Here is a 16,130-nt window from a genome sequence, read left to right as displayed (position 1 = left end):
CACAAACAAATAAAATGTTAGCACAAAAGATACTGCCCGCTTGCGCGGGCAGTATTGAGCAGGGTCAATTACTGGGCTTTGGCGTTATTGGACAAGCCATAAACGTAAGCGGTCAGCAGGTGAACCTTGCCATCACCCAGGAAGTCTTTCCAGGCTGGCATCTGGTTGTTGCGGCCGTTGGTAACGGTTTCGATGATGGTTTTTTCGGTACCACCATACAGCCATACATTGTCGGTCAGGTTAGGAGCACCCATCGCCTGGTTACCTTTACCGTCTGCACCGTGGCAGGCCGAGCAAATGGCAGCGAAGGTTTCCTTGCCACGCGCAGCGCGGTCGGCATCGTGTTTCTTGCCGGACAGCGACATAGCGTAGTTGGCAACGTCTTTCACCTTTTCTTCACCGAATGCAGCGCCGAAGGCCGGCATCTGGCCCTGACGGCCACCTGCGATAGTGGTGTGGATGGTTTTCGGGTCACCACCATACAGCCAGTCGCTGTCCGTCAGGTTCGGGAAGCCTTTGGCACCGCGTGCATCAGAGCCGTGGCACTGTACGCAGTAGGTCTGGAACAGGCGTTTGCCCATGGCTTGTGCTTCCGGATCGGCAGCGACAGCCTTGATGTCCTGTTTCAGGTACTTGTCGTACAGCGGCTGGTATTTGGCTTCTGCAACGGCTTTCTCTTCTTTGTACTGGCCTACCGAAGTCCAGCCGCGAATACCCTTCCAGGTACCCAGGCCCGGGTACAGTACCAGGTAAACTGCAGCAAAGATCAGGGTCAGATAGAACATCAACATCCACCAGCGTGGCAGCGGGTTGTTGTATTCAGCCAGGTCATCGTCCCAGATATGGCCGGTGATCTGAACTTCTTCACCTTTCTTGACAGTGGTTTTCGATTGCGAGAACAGCAGGAAGGTCAAGCCCACCAGACCCACAATCACCACTACGGCGATATATACGCCCCAGAAATCACTCACAAAATCACTCATTGCTTCGCTCCGTTGGAAGCGTTATCCGCTGCTGGCGTGTCGTCCTCGTCCATCACGAGGTTGGCCGCTTCGTCATAACGCTTCTTGGCTTTTTTACCGAAGGCACCCAATGCAATCACGATAAACACGGTAAAGCAGAATACCGTGAACAGGATGCGCCCCAGATTAGTCCAGTCCATGGCTTAACGCGCGTTCTTCAGTGCAAGGCCCAGGCCTTGCAGGTAGGTAATCAGCGCATCCAGCTCGGACTTGCCCTCTACCTGGGCTTTCGCCTCGGCAATTTCCTTGTCGGTGTATGGCACGCCAACCTTGCGCAGGGCGGTCATCTTGGCAGCTACGCCGTCAGCATCGGCCAGGTTGCGAGCCAGCCACGGGAAGGCAGGCATGTTGGACTCTGGTACCACGTCACGCGGGTTGGTCAGGTGAACACGGTGCCATTCGTCGGAGTAACGGCCACCTACACGGGCCAGATCCGGGCCAGTACGTTTGGAGCCCCACTGGAACGGGTGGTCGTATACCGATTCGCCGGCTACGGAGTAGTGGCCATAGCGCTCGGTTTCCGCACGGAACGGACGAATCATCTGCGAGTGGCAGGTGTAGCAGCCTTCGCGGATATAGATGTCACGACCGGTCAGCTGCAGGGCGGTGTAAGGCTTCACACCGGCTACAGGCTGGGTGGTGGACTTCTGGAACATCAACGGTACGATCTCGATCAGGGCGGCCACACTGATAACCAGCAGGGTCAGCACGATCAGATACGCTACGTTTTCTTCAATCAGTTTCTGGATCTTTTCCATGATGTTTCCTTGGCTCCCTTAGTGCGCGTGCGCGGTAACTGCCGGGATCTTGGCATCTACCGGACGACCTGCTGCTACGGTACGGAAGGTGTTGTAAGCCATCAGCAACATACCGGACAGGAACAGGAAACCACCCAGGAAGCGGACAAACAGGTACGGGTAGGACGCTTTAACGGCTTCTACAAACGAGTAGGTGAGGGTGCCGTCGGCGTTCAGTGCGCGCCACATCAGGCCTTGCATCACACCGGCAATCCACAGGGAGGCGATGTACAGCACCACGCCAACGGTAGCCAGCCAGAAGTGAGCTTCGATCAGTTTCACGCTGTGCATGCTGTCACGGCCGAACAGGCGCGGCAGCAGGTAGTACATGGAACCGATAGAGATGAAGGCAACCCAGCCCAGGGCACCGGAGTGCACGTGGCCAACGGTCCAGTCGGTGTAGTGCGACAGGGCGTTAACGGTTTTGATGGACATCATCGGGCCTTCGAAGGTGGACATACCGTAGAAGGACAGCGATACCACCAGGAACTTCAGTACCGGGTCGGTACGCAGTTTGTGCCACGCGCCGGACAGGGTCATGATGCCGTTGATCATGCCGCCCCAGCTTGGTGCCAGCAGTACCAGCGAGAACGCCATACCCAGCGACTGGGTCCAGTCAGGCAGGGCGGTGTAGTGCAGGTGGTGAGGGCCGGCCCACATGTAGGTGAAGATCAGCGCCCAGAAGTGCACCACGGACAGACGGTAGGAGTACACCGGACGGCCAGCCTGCTTCGGAACGAAGTAGTACATCATGCCCAGGAAGGCGGCAGTCAGGAAGAAGCCTACGGCGTTGTGGCCGTACCACCATTGCACCATGGCATCCACTGCGCCGGCGTAAATGGAGTAGGACTTGGTCAGCGATACCGGGATAGCCAGGCTGTTTACGACGTGCAGCAGGGCTACGGCCAGGATGAAGGCACCGTAGAACCAGTTGGCTACGTAGATGTGCTTCACCTTGCGGATGGCCAGGGTACCGAAGAACACAATGGCGTATACCACCCAGATCACGGTGATCAGGATGTCGATAGGCCATTCCAGCTCGGCGTATTCCTTACCGGCGGTAATGCCCAGCGGCAGGGTGATGGCGGCCAGTACGATAACCAGTTGCCAACCCCAGAAGGTAAACGCAGCCAGCTTGTCGGAAATCAGGCGAACGTTACAGGTACGCTGCACCACGTAGTAAGACGTGGCAAACAGCGCGCAGCCGCCGAATGCAAAGATCACGGCGTTGGTGTGCAGGGGGCGCAGACGGCCGTAGTGGAACCAGGGCCCAAAGTTGAGCTCCGGCCACACCAGCTGGGCCGCAATAATGACGCCAACCAGCATCCCGACAATGCCCCAAACCACGGTCATTATCGAGAACTGGCGCACCACCTTATAGTTATAAGTGGATTGCGTATCCATTTAGGGTTTTCTCCAAGGTTGCGAACTAGAACGTGTAAAACTGGTGACTTGAATTTTGTGTACCAGCCCAAAACTGGGGAGGTGTATCAAGTTCTTGGGTGTTGATCAAAACCCCTGTAGCTGGTGCGCCCCGCTTTGCACCACTGCCTTGCCAGGCAAGAACAAGTGCTTTAATACACCCGCGTATTCAACAGGCTATTCTAATCAATTCAGGCACCAGCCACCAGTCAAGAACGCGGGGCTGTGTACTGTTTCCCCCGCCCATGCTGGCTTTTTGGCCTTTTTAGCCTTTTGACAGATGTGGATTATATTGTCATCGGTAGTACTGCTATTGATGAAGATCAAGACTGAAGGTCAGGGGTGGTTTTGTACAGCCGGTGCTAGAATCCAGCATCTTTCTGCCACAGAACGGTTTCAGCACTATGTCTTCCTCTGTTAGCTACCGCCTTTGCGTACTCGACCCGCAAGCCCACCTTTTCGAGGTGACCGTCACCGTTGCCCAGCCTGCCGCCGTCGGGCAAGTACTGCGCCTGCCAGCCTGGATACCGGGCAGCTATATGGTGCGCGAGTTTGCCCGCCATATCGTGCAGATCAGCGCCAGCAGCGGCAAAAAGGCGGTAGCCCTGACCAAGCTGGACAAGCACAGCTGGCAGGCCGCCCCGGTGAAGGGCGAACTGACCGTGCGCTACCAGGTGTACGCCTACGATTTGTCGGTGCGCGGGGCCTATCTCGATGCCAACCGCGGTTTCTATAACGGCACCAGTGTTTTCCTGTCGGCAGATGGCTTCGAAAATGATCCTTGCACTGTCGATATCGATGCCCCGGCCAGCAAAGCTTTGTCTGACTGGCAAGTGGCCACCAGCTTGCCCGCGCTCGACGTGCACAAAAAGAGCGGTTTCGGCCGCTACCGTGCGGCCAACTACGACGAGCTGATCGACCACCCGGTAGAGCTGGGCCGTTTCCAGCGCATCACATTCAAGGCCTGCGGCGTGCCGCACGAGTTTGTGGTTTCTGGCGTCTGCCAGGCAGACCTCAAGCGCCTGGCTGCCGATACCAAGCGTATTTGCGAGTGGCAGATCCGCTTCTTTGGCGAGCCCGCCCCGTTCGACCGCTACGTGTTCATGCTGTTTGTCGGCGCCGACATCTACGGCGGCCTGGAGCACCGCGCCTCTACCGCGCTGGTGGCCAACCGCGACGACCTGCCGGCGCCGGGCCTGGCTGAGGGCGAGATCGGCGACGGCTACCTGCGCCTGTTGGGCTTGATCAGCCACGAGTATTTCCACAGCTGGAACGTGAAGCGCATGAAGCCGGCCGTGTTCACCCCTTACGACCTGAACCGTGAAGGCCACACCACGCTGCTGTGGGCGTTCGAGGGCATTACCTCGTATTACGACGATCTGGCGCTGGTGCGCAGTGGCCTGATTGACGAAAAACGCTACCTGGGCCTGCTGGCCAAAACCATTACCGGCGTCATGCGCGGCAATGGCCGTACCAAGCAGACCCTGGCCGACTCCAGCTTCGATGCGTGGACCAAGTATTACCGCCAGGACGAAAACAGCCCCAACAGCATTGTCAGCTACTACACCAAGGGTTCGCTGGCCGCGCTGGCGCTGGACCTGCACATCCGCCACGAAACCGGCGGCGCCAAGAGCCTGGATACCGTGATGCTGGCGCTATGGCAAAAATGGCTGGCCGACGGCCAGGGCTTGGCCGAGGGCGAGTGGGAGCAGGTAGCCGAGCAAGCCACCGGCCTGAAACTGGGCCAGTTCTTCGATAAAGCTATCCGTAGTACGCAAGACCTGCCGCTGGCTGAACTGCTGGCTACCCAGGGGGTCAGTCTGCAGATGGTGCCATCCGATAGCCCCGCAGATAGCGGCAGCGTCGTAGACAGCATCCAGCCTGCCGCAGTGCGGCCAACCTTTGGCGTGAAAGCGGCTGCCGATACGCTGGGCGTGCGTCTGCTGCAGGTGCTCGATGGCGGTGCCGCTCAGGCCGCGGGCCTGTCCGGCGGGGACGTCATCGTGGCGGTAAACGGCCTGAAAGCCAGCGATCTTGATAAAGCCATCGCCCGCCACCAAGTAGGCGATGCCGTCAAAGTACACGCCTTCCGCCGTGACGAGCTGGCTACCTACAAAGTCACACTGCAAGCCACGCAAGCCGACACTTGCCGCCTGAGCCTGGCACCCGGTGCCGCCGCGTGGATCAAACAATAACCAGGGACGCTTTGCGTTGATAAAGACAAGGAGGCGGCGCGCGCCGACCCGCCTTGCAAGCCTACTGAGGATGCCCGTTCATGAGCCAACAACAGCCACAGATCAAATATCGCCAGGATTACCTGCCGCCAGCCTATCTGGTAGACAAGGTAGACCTGACATTCGACGTACTGGAAGACACGCAAACCCGTGTACGCTCCCGCATGGTGATTCACCGCAACCCGGAATCCACTGCGGCCAACGTACTGCAGCTGGATGGCAGCGCCACGCTGCTGTCGGTGGTACTGGATGGTGACCAGCTGCAGCCAGGTGCCTACCGCCAGCACGCCGAAGGCCTGGAGATTTTCGATGTGCCGGACAGCTTTATCCTGGATATCGAAACCGAAATCGACCCGGTAGCCAATACCAGCCTCAATGGCCTGTATGGCTCCAGCGGCAACCTGTATACCCAGTGCGAGCCGGAAGGCTTCCGCAAGATTACCTACTATCCGGACCGCCCGGACGTGATGGCCAAGTTCAGCACCACCATCATTGCCGACAAGCAGAAGTACCCGGTACTGCTGTCCAACGGCAACAAGGTGGGCGAAGGTCAGGCCGACAAAAAGCGCCACTGGGTTAAATGGGTAGACCCGTACCGTAAGCCGGCCTACCTGTTTGCGCTGGTGGCCGGCAAGCTGGTGGCGCTGAAAGACAGCTACACCACCGCCAGCGGCCGCAAGGTGGCACTGGAAATCTGGACCGTGCCGGCCGACCAGGACAAGGTGGATTTCGCCATGGGCGCAGTGAAGCGCTCCATGCAGTGGGACGAAACCCGCTTTGGTCTGGAGTACGACCTGGACATCTACATGATCGTGGCCGTTGGCGACTTCAATATGGGCGCCATGGAAAACAAGGGCCTCAATATCTTTAACACCTCGGCCGTGCTGGCGCGCCAGGACACCGCCACCGACGCCGACTTCGAGCGCGTGGAAGCCATCATCGGCCACGAGTACTTCCACAACTGGACCGGCAACCGCGTGACCTGCCGCGACTGGTTCCAGCTCAGCCTGAAAGAAGGCCTCACCGTGTTCCGCGACCAGGAGTTCAGCTCCGACCTGCACAGCCGCCCGGTGAAGCGTATCGAAGACGTGAAAAAGCTGCGCCAGCTGCAGTTCCCGGAAGACGCCGGCCCTACTGCGCACGCCATCCGCCCGGACAGCTACATCGAGATGAACAATTTCTACACCATGACGGTGTACGAAAAGGGTTCTGAGGTGGTACGCATGTACCACACCCTGCTGGGGGAAGAAGGCTTCCAGCAGGGCATGAAGCTGTACTTCCAGCGCCACGATGGCCAGGCCGTGACCTGCGATGATTTCCGCGCCGCCATGGCAGACGCCAATGGTGTGGACTTTAGCCAGTTTGCGCTGTGGTACAGCCAGGCCGGTACCCCGCTGCTGCAGCTTAGCGGCGAGTACGACACGGTAGCGCGCAGCTACACCCTGCACGTCAAGCAAAGCTGCCCCGACACCCCGGGCCAGAGCGGCAAGCAGCCGTACCACATTCCGCTGGCCGTCGGCCTGCTGGGCCGAGACGGCCAGGACCTGCCATTGCAGCTGGCCGGCGAGGCCGACGCCGGGGCGACGACCCGTGTGCTGGACGTCCGTGCTGCCGAGCAAAGCTTTACCTTTGTGAACGTGCCGGAGCTGCCGGTGCCATCGCTGCTGCGTGGCTTCTCCGCGCCGGTACGTCTGCAGTTTGACTGGCGTGACGACGAGCTGTCGTTCCTGATGGCCAACGACAGCGACGCTTTCGCCCGCTGGGAAGCTGGCCAGGCCTACGCCGAGCGCCTGTTGAAAGCCCTGCTGGCCGACCAGGCTGCCGGCCGCACACTGCAGCTGCCGACGGGCTTTGTCGACGCGCTGCGCGCGGTACTGAAAGACCACGCCGCCGACCCCGCGTTCAAGGCACTGATGCTGAGCCTGCCATCCGAAGCCGATATTCTGGAAATGGTAGATGTTGCCGACCCTGGCCACATCCATACCGTACGCGAATTCGTGCTCAATGGCTTGGCGCAGGCGCTGCGTGGCGAGTGGCACGAAGCCTACGACCTGAACCAGACCCAGCGCTACCAGCCGGCCGATGGTGGCCGCCGCAGCCTGAAAAACCTGGCGCTGGCCATGCTGACCCGCCTGCAGGATGCCTGGCCGCTGGAGGCCGCCGAAAAGCAGTGCCTGGAAGCGGACAATATGACTGACCAGATGGGTGCCATGCTGGCGTTGCGCGACCGTGACGTGGCCGAGCGTGAAAACTGCTACCTGTCGTTTGCCAGCCGCTGGCAGGGTGACGCACTGGTAATGGACAAGTTCTTCAGCCTGGTTGGCAGCAGCCAGCTGCCAGGCGCGCTCGAGCATGTGAAAGCCGGCATGAGCCACCCGGCCTTTACCCTGAAAAACCCGAACAAGGCGCGTGCGCTGCTGGGCAGCTTTGGCCGCAATATGCAGCATTTCCACGCGGCGGACGGCTCCGGTTACGCCTTCCTGGCCGACCAGGTGCTGGCGCTGGATGCCATCAACCCGCAAGTAGCCAGCCGTATCGTGTCGCTGTTCAACCGTCGCCAGAAGCTGGAAGCACAGCGTCAGGTGCTGATGACGCGCGAGCTGCAACGTATTCTGGCCAAGGATGGTTTGTCCAAGGACGTTTACGAAATCGTATCGAAGAACCTGTCGGCATAAGCAGGTATACTGTTGTTTTGCCCCAAGCCGGTGCATGCACCGGCTTTTTCTTTGCCTGCTACCATGTTCGCTTCCGCTTCGCCTGTTACCAGCGCTGCCATGCTGCTGGCCCTGTGGTTCTTCTGGGGAACCAACTGGGTGGTCACCAAACTGGGGCTGGCTTACGCCAGCGCATTTCAGCTTGGCCTGTTCCGTACCATATTTGCCATTGCCACGCTGGCCGTGGTGCTGCGCCTGCGTGGCGGCAGTTTTCGCCCCACACCGTGGCGGCCAACCTTCTGGCTGGGGCTAACGCAGACCGCCGGCTTCGTGTTGTTCACCAACCTGGCGCTAGTCGCAGGCGGTGCCGGCAAGGTATCGGTGCTGTGTTACACCATGCCATTCTGGACGCTGCTACTGGCGCGGGTGTTCCTGCACGAAAAGCTGGCACGCAGCCAGTGGCTGGGCGTGGTGATGGCCTTTATCGGTTTGCTGGCCATTCTGGAGCCATGGGACCTGCACGGCAGCTGGCTGTCCGACCTGCTGGCCATTACCGGCGGCCTGGTGTGGGCCAGCTCGGCCATCATCGCCAAGCGCCTGCGCGCGCAGCACCAGGTAGACACCTTGGCGCTGACCTTGTGGCAGATGGTGTGGGGCACACTGCCCTTGCTGGTGTTGCTGCCGGTGTTTCCGGGCGGCGAGCCGGTATGGGGTTGGCCGCTGCTGGGCGTGCTGCTGTTTTCCGGCGTGCTGGCCGGCGGCCTGGGCTGGCTGATGTGGATGATGCTGCTGTCGCGCCTGAGCGCCGGCATGGCCGGGCTCAGTATCCTGGCTATTCCCGCTGTGGCGGTGGGCATGGCGTGGCTGATTCTGGACGAGCTGCCGTCGCCGTCGGAGGCCGCCGGCATGCTGCTGATCGGCAGCGCGCTGGTCCTGATCTCGTGGCAGGCGCTAAAGCGGCGCTAAGCCGGTTTGCTTGCTGGCAAGGTTGGCCGCAACGGCTTGCGGCCAACCCTAGTCGCCCATTGCCTGCTGCAAGGGCAGGCGCTGGCTGTGCTTGATCGGCTCCAGTGCCACCGTGGACTTCACGCTGCGTACCAGCGGCAGCGTCATCAGCTTGTTCATCACAAAACGCGATAGCGACGGCAGGTCGGCCACCACGATGCGCAGCCAGTAATCGGCCTCGCCGGCCACCGCGTAGCACTCCAGAATTTCTGGCAGGTTGGCGATGGCGGCGGCAAATTCGCGGATCGACGCCTCGCCGTGCCGCTCCAGGCTAACACTGGCAAAGGCGGTAACCGACAGGTTCAGCAGGTCGGGGCGCAGGCTGATGTGGTAGCCCTGGATCACCCCGGCTTCTTCCAGGCGCTGGATGCGGCGGCCTATCTGCGACGCCGACAGCGCCACCTCCTGCGCCAGCTTCTGGTGGGTGGCGCGCGCGTCGCGCTGCAGGGCCTCCAGAATCTGGAAGTCAAAGCGGTCAAACTCCAGTTTGCGCATATCGTGCATTTCCGTCGATTTGGTGCGGCAAGTATGCGAAAAAAGCCGCTGGCAAGCAAATGATGCGGCCAACGCGCACGCTGCTGCTTCTACACTTGTGGTACTGGCACCTGCCGCACACACAAGAGAAAAATGATGGAGATGAACACCTTTACCGTACCGGACATCACGGTGCGCAAGAACGCCGGCCTGAGCCATGGCGCCGACTTTACCCTGCCACAGCCGCTGGACCGCTACAGCGACGACGACCACCGCACCTGGGCCACGCTGTACCAGCGCCAGTGCGCACTGCTGCCGGGCCGCGTCTGTGACGAATTTCTGCAAGGCCTCGACCTGCTCACCATCGACGCCGACCGCGTACCCGATTTCAACCGCCTGAACGAAAAGCTGGCCGCCGCCACCGGCTGGCAGATCGTGGCCGTGCCGGGCCTGATCCCCGACGACGTATTTTTCGAGCACTTGGCCAACCGCCGCTTCCCGGTCACCTGGTGGCTGCGCGAGCCGCACCAGCTGGACTACCTGCAAGAGCCGGACGTGTTCCACGACCTGTTCGGCCACGTGCCGCTGCTGGCCAACCCGGTGTTTGCCGACTACCTGCAGGCCTACGGCCGTGGCGGCATGAAGGCCAAGGGCCTGGGCTACCTGCCGCTGCTGGCGCGCCTGTACTGGTACACGGTGGAGTTCGGCCTGATCAATACACCGCAGGGCATGCGCATCTACGGTGCCGGCATCGTATCCAGCAAGTCGGAGTCGGTGTACAGCCTGGATAGCGCCAGCCCTAACCGCGTGGGTTTCGATCTGCAGCGCATCATGCGTACCCGCTACCGCATCGATACCTTCCAGAAGACCTACTTTGTGATCGACAGCTTCCAGCAGCTGTTCGATGCCACCGCGCCGGATTTCACGCCGATCTACCCGCAAGTGGAGGCTGCCCAGGTACTGGGTGCTGGCGATATCGACGCAGCGGACAAGGTATACACCGTGGGTAACCGCGAAGGCTGGCTGGATACCGAAGACGTCTAGGCGTCGGCCCGGCTAAAAGCAACACCCCCTGCGGCCAGGCTGCAGGGGGTGTTGCTTTTATTGCGGCCAACTAGCGGACGGGTTCGTCTACGGGCGCGCCGGCTTGCTGTAGCCAGTACAGCATCTGGTGGCGGGCACTGATGAAGTCTAGTGCCTGCAGTGCCGTGGCCAGTCGCTGGTTGGCCGCCGTATCGTAGCTATCCAGCTGGCCGGCTATGTCGTGGTAGACGCGTTTGGCGCGGATATTGCGCTCGCGCAGTAGCTGGTCCAGTGTCTGCAGCGCAACCAGGGGCAGGCTGCCAGCGGGGGGGGGCTTCTATATTTTGTGCCGGCTGTTCGCCTGGCAGTAGCGCCAGGCTGGCATTGGTTTCTTCCATGGCGCGCAGCAGGGCCGGCATCAGTATGCCCGCCCCTTCGGTATCGCCATTGGCCAGGGCAAGCTCCACCGACGCGGCGGCTTTTTGCAGTTGCGCAATGTGCAGCGTGGCTGCTACGCCCTTCAGCGAGTGCGCCAGGCGCATGGCTTCTTGTGGCTGACCTGCCGCCAGCGTTGCCTGAATCTGCAACGCTGCCTGGGCATAATCCTGACGCATGCGTAGCAGCAGCTTGTATAGCAAGCTGGTTTTGCCGCCCAGCTGCTGCTGCGCCGCTTGCAGGTCGAAACCGGGCAGGTCGGGCAGGGTAGGGGGGCTTTCCGTCATTGGCATGGCTTTGCCTTTTGCGGTGGCCTTGGGTGCAACCCAGCGTAGCAGGGTCGTCACCAGTGCTTCAGGATTGATCGGCTTGCTCAGATGGTCATTCATCCCGGCATCCAGCGAGCGTTGCCGTTCACTTTCCATGGCGTGGGCTGTCATGGCAATGATGGGTAGCTGGCTGGCGCTGTATTGCTGGCGGATATGGCGCGTGGCCAGCAGGCCGTCTACTTGCGGCATCTGGATATCCATCAGAATGGCATCAAAGCGTTTGTTCGGGTGCAGTGCCGCGGCAATGGCTTGCTGGCCATTGCTGACCGCCTCTACCCGGGCACCAAGCGAGCGCAGCAGGTGGCATTCAAATTCCTGCAGCAGCTCATTGTCTTCCGCCAATAGTAGGTATAGCCCAGCTAGCGCCTGGTCGTGTATCAAGCTTGGCGCCAGTTGCGCGTCCGCAGGGTTGGCCGGCGGCTCACCGGGCTGCAGGCGTATGCTGAAACGGAAAGTCGAGCCCTCGCCTGGCACGCTGGTGACGCGAATATCACCCTGCATCAGCTGCACCAGCTGGCGGCAGATCACCAAACCCAGGCCAGAGCCGCCAAAGCGGCGGGTGGTGGAGGTATCGGCCTGGCTGAATGACTGGAATAGCCGGTCGACCTGGGCCGGTGTCATGCCGATGCCGGTGTCGCTGACGGCGCAGTGCAGTGTGTAATCCTGGCCGGGGCCGGGCTGGCCATGGATGGCAATGCGCACCTGGCCATGCTCGGTAAACTTCAGCGCATTATTGCTGAGGTTGAGCAGTATCTGCCCCAGTCGCAATGGGTCGCCACGCAGCCATGGCGGAATGCCCGGGTCGATGTCCAGTGTCAGCATCAGCTTCTTCTGTGCTGCCTGCATGCGGATGATGTCTTCCAGATTCCGGATCACATCGTCCAGGGCGAAGCTGACGTTTTCCAGTACCAGCTTGCCGGCCTCGATTTTGGAAAAGTCCAGGATATCGTTGATGACGCCCAGCAGTGTCTTGGCCGCCGCATCCACTTTCTGCAGGTTTTCCCGTTGCTCGGGCTGCAGTTTGCTATCCAGCGTCAGGTGGGTATAGCCCAGCACAGCGGTTAAGGGCGTGCGGATTTCGTGGCTCATATTGGCCAGAAAATCGCTTTTGGCGCGGGTGGCCGCTTCTGAGGCTTCTTTGGCAAGGTGCAGGGCGTCGGTTTTTTCGTTCAGCTGCAGCATCACCTGGCGAAACGCATCCAGTGACTGCGCCATGCTGCCTAGCTCGTCCGGGTGCGTATCGTCCAGCGCCTGGCCAGGCTCACCCTGCTGCATTTGCTGCATGGCACGAGCCAGGCGGCGCAGGCGGCTGCCCAGCACGCGCTCCACGTAGTAGTAGGCCACGATCACCGTTAGCAGCAGGCCGGCTAGCACCACTAGCCAGAGGACGGCGCTGCCTTGCTCCAGCAGTGTCTGCAGTGCGGCCAGCTGCTTGGTATCCGGCTGGCTGGCCAGTAGCTGCACCACGTGCCGATAGCCCCATACGGCCACCCCTGCAGTCAGCAGAAGGGGCAGCAACAATACCAGAATGGCGCGCTGGAGCTGTCTGGTAAGGCTATGGGTGGCTGGGCTGGGGGTGGGCAAGACTGCTCCTGTATGCAGATGGCTTTTGCTATGCAGCCGTAACGCTATAGCTTATCGACATAGCTGGCAAGGCACCCTTGATCTGGCGCACGATTTGTCGGGTTTGCTTGACACTGTTACAGCGGCATTGCACAGATGGCCTCCAGTCTCGGGGCAATGTCGGTAAACAGCGGGCGTTGAGAAGGCACCGTGGCCAGGCAGGCGGCTTGCAGTGTAGCTAGTGCGCTCCGGGCAGGCTGAGCCACGTATTCTGCCGGGCAGTGTGCCAGCAGTTCCTGTAACAGATAGCCAAAAGCCCGTACTTCTATCTGTTGCAGTGCCACTGCTATTGCCTTGTCCGGGTCATAGAATGATGCCGCACCGAAATCGCTGAGCAGTGTGCAGCCATCCTGGCGGTACAGCACATTATGGCCATACAGGTCGCCGTGCAGTATGCCGCGCTGATGCAGGTGCCGTGCTACCGCCGCGATCGTGCTGGCGATACGCAGTACAACAGGTAAGGAGAAGCCGCGATCGGCAGGGTAGACGTCTCGCGTACAGCTGGCCAGGCTAGGGGGCTGCGCCAGGTTGTCAAAGCCTTCGTCTATTTGTGCCATTACCAGGCCTTCGCGCATTTGAGGGTGGCCACGCAGCCGCCCCAGTAGCGGAATCAGACCGGTATGTTGCCCTGCCTGCAGCGCCGCGGCCATTTCGCACCGCGGCAAGCCATCGCTGGTAATACCGCCTTTAAACAGCTTGAGCGCGACGCTCGTTTGTTCGCCGGGGGTGAGCGGGTCTGCCAGACCGGCCTGGTAAATGTGGCCGGAGGCACCTTCACCCAGTAGTGCGCCCACTTGCAACTGGTGCCAAGGGATATCGCTCAGCTCGTCTGCCTGGCTGGCATCTTGCTCCAGCTGTAGGCAAAACGGGTTGCCAGCGTAGGCTAGCCACGCCAGTTTTGGCAAAGAGGCAAGCCAGTCCGGCAGGCCGCCCAGCTTGTTGGCCGCAATACGCAGCAACGCCAGTTGCCGGCACTGCGCCAGGGTGTCTGGCAGGCTACGCAAGCGGTTACCTGCCAGCATCAGTTTTTCCAGCTGTGTGCACTGGCCTAGCGCATCGGGTAAGGCTTCAAGGCAGTTGTCGGTGAGTATCAACCAGCGCAGGCCTGCAGGTAATGCCGCCGCGGGCACCTGCTCGATACGGCAGGATTTGAAACCTATCATGGTGAGTGCGGGGCAGCGCCCCAGCACCACAGGCAAGGTGGTAAAGGGGTTGTTCGAGCAGAAGATTACCCGCAGTTTGTGTAGTCGTGGCAAATCGTCCGGCAGCGTGTAAAGCTGATTATCGGACAAGTCCAGAATTTCTAGGCTGTCGGCCAGGCTATAAATTTCGGGAGGGAAGGTGTTAAGCCCGGCGCGCAGGCTTAGCCGGGTAATGCCGGCCAGTGCGCCGCTGCGCAGCTGTTCGAGTGTGTGCATGGGTAGCCTGTATCAGGGCAAGACAAAGCCCGCCATCGGGCGGGCTGGGTGAGTCGGGCTGGTGTTGCGGCCAACCTCAAGGTTGGCCGCAAGGGCTTATTCCCACTCGATGGTTGCCGGCGGTTTGCCCGATACATCGTAAACCACGCGGTTCAGGCCGCGTACTTCGTTGATGATGCGGTTGGACACGCGGCCCAGCAGGCTGTATGGCAGCTCGGCCCAGTGGGCGGTCATGAAGTCGCTGGTGACCACGGCACGCAGGGCGCATACGTAGTCGTAGGTGCGGCCATCGCCCATCACGCCTACCGATTTCACCGGCAGGAATACGGCAAAGGCCTGGCTGGTGAGTTCATACCAGTTTTTGCCGGTTTTTTCGTCGATGGTGTTACGCAGCTCTTCGATGAAGATGGCATCGGCGCGGCGCAGCAGGTCGGCGTATTCCATTTTCACTTCACCCAGAATGCGCACGCCCAGGCCCGGGCCCGGGAACGGGTGGCGGTAAACCATGTCGTGCGGCAGGCCCAGGGCCACGCCCAGCTGGCGCACTTCGTCCTTGAACAGGTCGCGCAGCGGTTCCAGCAGCTTCAGGTTCATGTCGTCCGGCAGGCCGCCCACGTTGTGGTGGCTCTTGATGGCGTGTGCCTTGCCGGTTTTGGCGCCAGCAGATTCGATCACGTCCGGGTAGATAGTGCCTTGTGCCAGCCATTTGGCGTTGGTGAGCTTGCCGGATTCGCGCTGGAATACTTCGACGAATTCACCGCCGATGATTTTGCGCTTTTTCTCCGGGTCGGCTTCGCCGGCCAGTTTGCTCATGAACTGTTCGGTCGCATCGACGTGGATCACTTTCACGCCCAGGTTCTGCGCGAACATTTCCATTACCATCTTGCCTTCGTTCAGGCGCAGCAGGCCGTGGTCAACGAAAACGCAGGTGAGCTGGTCGCCGATGGCGCGGTGGATCAGTGCCGCGGCTACGGACGAGTCCACGCCGCCGGACAGGCCAAGGATGACTTCTTCGTTGCCCACCTGGTCGCGGATTTTCTGTACCGCTTCTTCGATGTAGTTCGGCATGGTCCAGCTAGGCTTGGCGTTGGCCACATGCAGTACAAAGCGGTGCAGCATTTCGGTGCCGCGCTTGGTGTGGGTCACTTCCGGGTGGAACTGTACGGCGTAGAAACCACGTGCTTCGTCGGCCATGGCGGCGATCGGGCAGGACGGGGTTTCGGCAATCACGTTAAAGCCGGCTGGCAGCGCGGTGACTTTATCGCCGTGGCTCATCCACACGTCCAGGAAGCCGTTGCCGGCGTCGTCTACGTGGTCTTGCAGGCCTTCCAGCAGCTTGGAGTGGTGGCGGGCCTGGATCTGGGCGTAGCCGAACTCGCGCTTGTCGCCAGCTTCTACTTTGCCGCCCAGGGTCTGGGCCATGAACTGCATGCCGTAGCAGATGCCCAGTACGGGCACGCCCAGCTCAAATACGGCCGGGTCGGCCTGGTAGTCGGACTCGTACACCGAGTTGGGGCCACCGGAGAGAATGATGGCTTTCGGGGCGAAGGCACGGATCTCGTCTATGGGCATGTCGAACGGGTGCAGCTCGCAGTAAACATGCGCTTCACGTACACGGCGCGCGATCAGCTGGGTGACCTGGGAGCCGAAATCGAGGATGAGGATTTTGTCCATGACTGTCCTTGAAGGTAAAA

The 16,130-nt window shown here is 60.7% G+C and carries 12 protein-coding genes; 4 read left to right on the top strand and 8 right to left on the bottom strand.

Going from position 1 to position 16,130, the window contains the following annotated elements:
- Positions 1 to 68 precede the first annotated feature (68 nt).
- The 4 genes from ccoP to ccoN are packed head-to-tail and all read right to left on the bottom strand — an operon-like array spanning position 69 to position 3,223.
- A complete protein-coding gene (gene ccoP, locus LCH97_RS08290) occupies positions 69 to 983 on the bottom strand; it encodes a cytochrome-c oxidase, cbb3-type subunit III (RefSeq protein WP_227304981.1) in 915 nt (304 codons plus the stop codon).
- Complete coding sequence (locus LCH97_RS08285) at positions 980 to 1,162, bottom strand: cbb3-type cytochrome c oxidase subunit 3 (RefSeq protein WP_147684368.1); 183 nt, start codon at positions 1,160 to 1,162, stop codon at positions 980 to 982. The genes ccoP and LCH97_RS08285 overlap by 4 nt, the downstream gene beginning before the upstream one ends.
- A gap of 3 nt (positions 1,163 to 1,165) precedes the next feature.
- Complete coding sequence (ccoO, locus tag LCH97_RS08280; protein ID WP_227304978.1) at positions 1,166 to 1,780, bottom strand: cytochrome-c oxidase, cbb3-type subunit II; 615 nt, start codon at positions 1,778 to 1,780, stop codon at positions 1,166 to 1,168.
- 18 nt (positions 1,781 to 1,798) lie between these two features.
- Positions 1,799 to 3,223, bottom strand: coding sequence for a cytochrome-c oxidase, cbb3-type subunit I (gene ccoN, locus LCH97_RS08275; RefSeq protein ID WP_017506976.1), 1,425 nt, complete (start codon positions 3,221 to 3,223; stop codon positions 1,799 to 1,801).
- 422 nt (positions 3,224 to 3,645) lie between these two features.
- Here ccoN and LCH97_RS08270 point away from each other — a divergent pair, with 422 nt between their 5' ends.
- The 3 genes from LCH97_RS08270 (at position 3,646) to LCH97_RS08260 (ending at position 9,095) form a co-directional block, all read left to right on the top strand.
- The gene (locus LCH97_RS08270; RefSeq protein WP_227304974.1) at positions 3,646 to 5,436 is read left to right on the top strand and encodes a M61 family metallopeptidase; all 1,791 of its coding nucleotides are present in this window, start codon (positions 3,646 to 3,648) and stop codon (positions 5,434 to 5,436) included.
- An 80-nt stretch (positions 5,437 to 5,516) separates the two neighbouring features.
- Entirely contained in the window at positions 5,517 to 8,150 is a 2,634-nt protein-coding gene (gene pepN / locus LCH97_RS08265; protein ID WP_227304970.1) for an aminopeptidase N, read from the top strand.
- Positions 8,151 to 8,213: 63 nt separating this feature from the next.
- Positions 8,214 to 9,095, top strand: coding sequence for a DMT family transporter (locus LCH97_RS08260; RefSeq protein WP_227304967.1), 882 nt, complete (start codon positions 8,214 to 8,216; stop codon positions 9,093 to 9,095).
- A 48-nt stretch (positions 9,096 to 9,143) separates the two neighbouring features.
- Here LCH97_RS08260 and LCH97_RS08255 read toward each other — a convergent pair whose 3' ends face one another.
- Entirely contained in the window at positions 9,144 to 9,629 is a 486-nt protein-coding gene (locus LCH97_RS08255) for an Lrp/AsnC family transcriptional regulator (protein ID WP_038296625.1), read from the bottom strand.
- Positions 9,630 to 9,761: 132 nt separating this feature from the next.
- On the opposite strand from LCH97_RS08255, the gene phhA reads away from it, so the two are divergent.
- The gene (phhA, locus tag LCH97_RS08250; RefSeq protein WP_227304964.1) at positions 9,762 to 10,652 is read left to right on the top strand and encodes a phenylalanine 4-monooxygenase; all 891 of its coding nucleotides are present in this window, start codon (positions 9,762 to 9,764) and stop codon (positions 10,650 to 10,652) included.
- 197 nt (positions 10,653 to 10,849) lie between these two features.
- Here the strand turns inward: phhA and LCH97_RS08245 are convergent, their stop codons facing one another.
- The 3 genes from LCH97_RS08245 to guaA form a co-directional block, all read right to left on the bottom strand.
- Positions 10,850 to 12,979 carry an ATP-binding protein gene (locus LCH97_RS08245; protein ID WP_227304961.1) on the bottom strand — a complete coding sequence of 710 codons (2,130 nt, stop codon included), beginning with the start codon at positions 12,977 to 12,979 and terminating at the stop codon, positions 10,850 to 10,852.
- A gap of 116 nt (positions 12,980 to 13,095) precedes the next feature.
- Complete coding sequence (locus tag LCH97_RS08240; RefSeq protein WP_227304957.1) at positions 13,096 to 14,436, bottom strand: leucine-rich repeat-containing protein kinase family protein; 1,341 nt, start codon at positions 14,434 to 14,436, stop codon at positions 13,096 to 13,098.
- Positions 14,437 to 14,532: 96 nt separating this feature from the next.
- Entirely contained in the window at positions 14,533 to 16,110 is a 1,578-nt protein-coding gene (guaA, locus tag LCH97_RS08235; protein WP_227304954.1) for a glutamine-hydrolyzing GMP synthase, read from the bottom strand.
- Positions 16,111 to 16,130: the final 20 nt, after the last annotated feature.

Origin of the sequence: Vogesella sp. XCS3 (assembly GCF_020616155.1) — a bacterium.
In the GTDB taxonomy this organism is placed as follows: domain Bacteria; phylum Pseudomonadota; class Gammaproteobacteria; order Burkholderiales; family Chromobacteriaceae; genus Vogesella.
The sequence above is the reverse complement of the archived record's forward strand: the minus strand, read 5'-3'. Positions and strand labels throughout refer to the sequence as shown.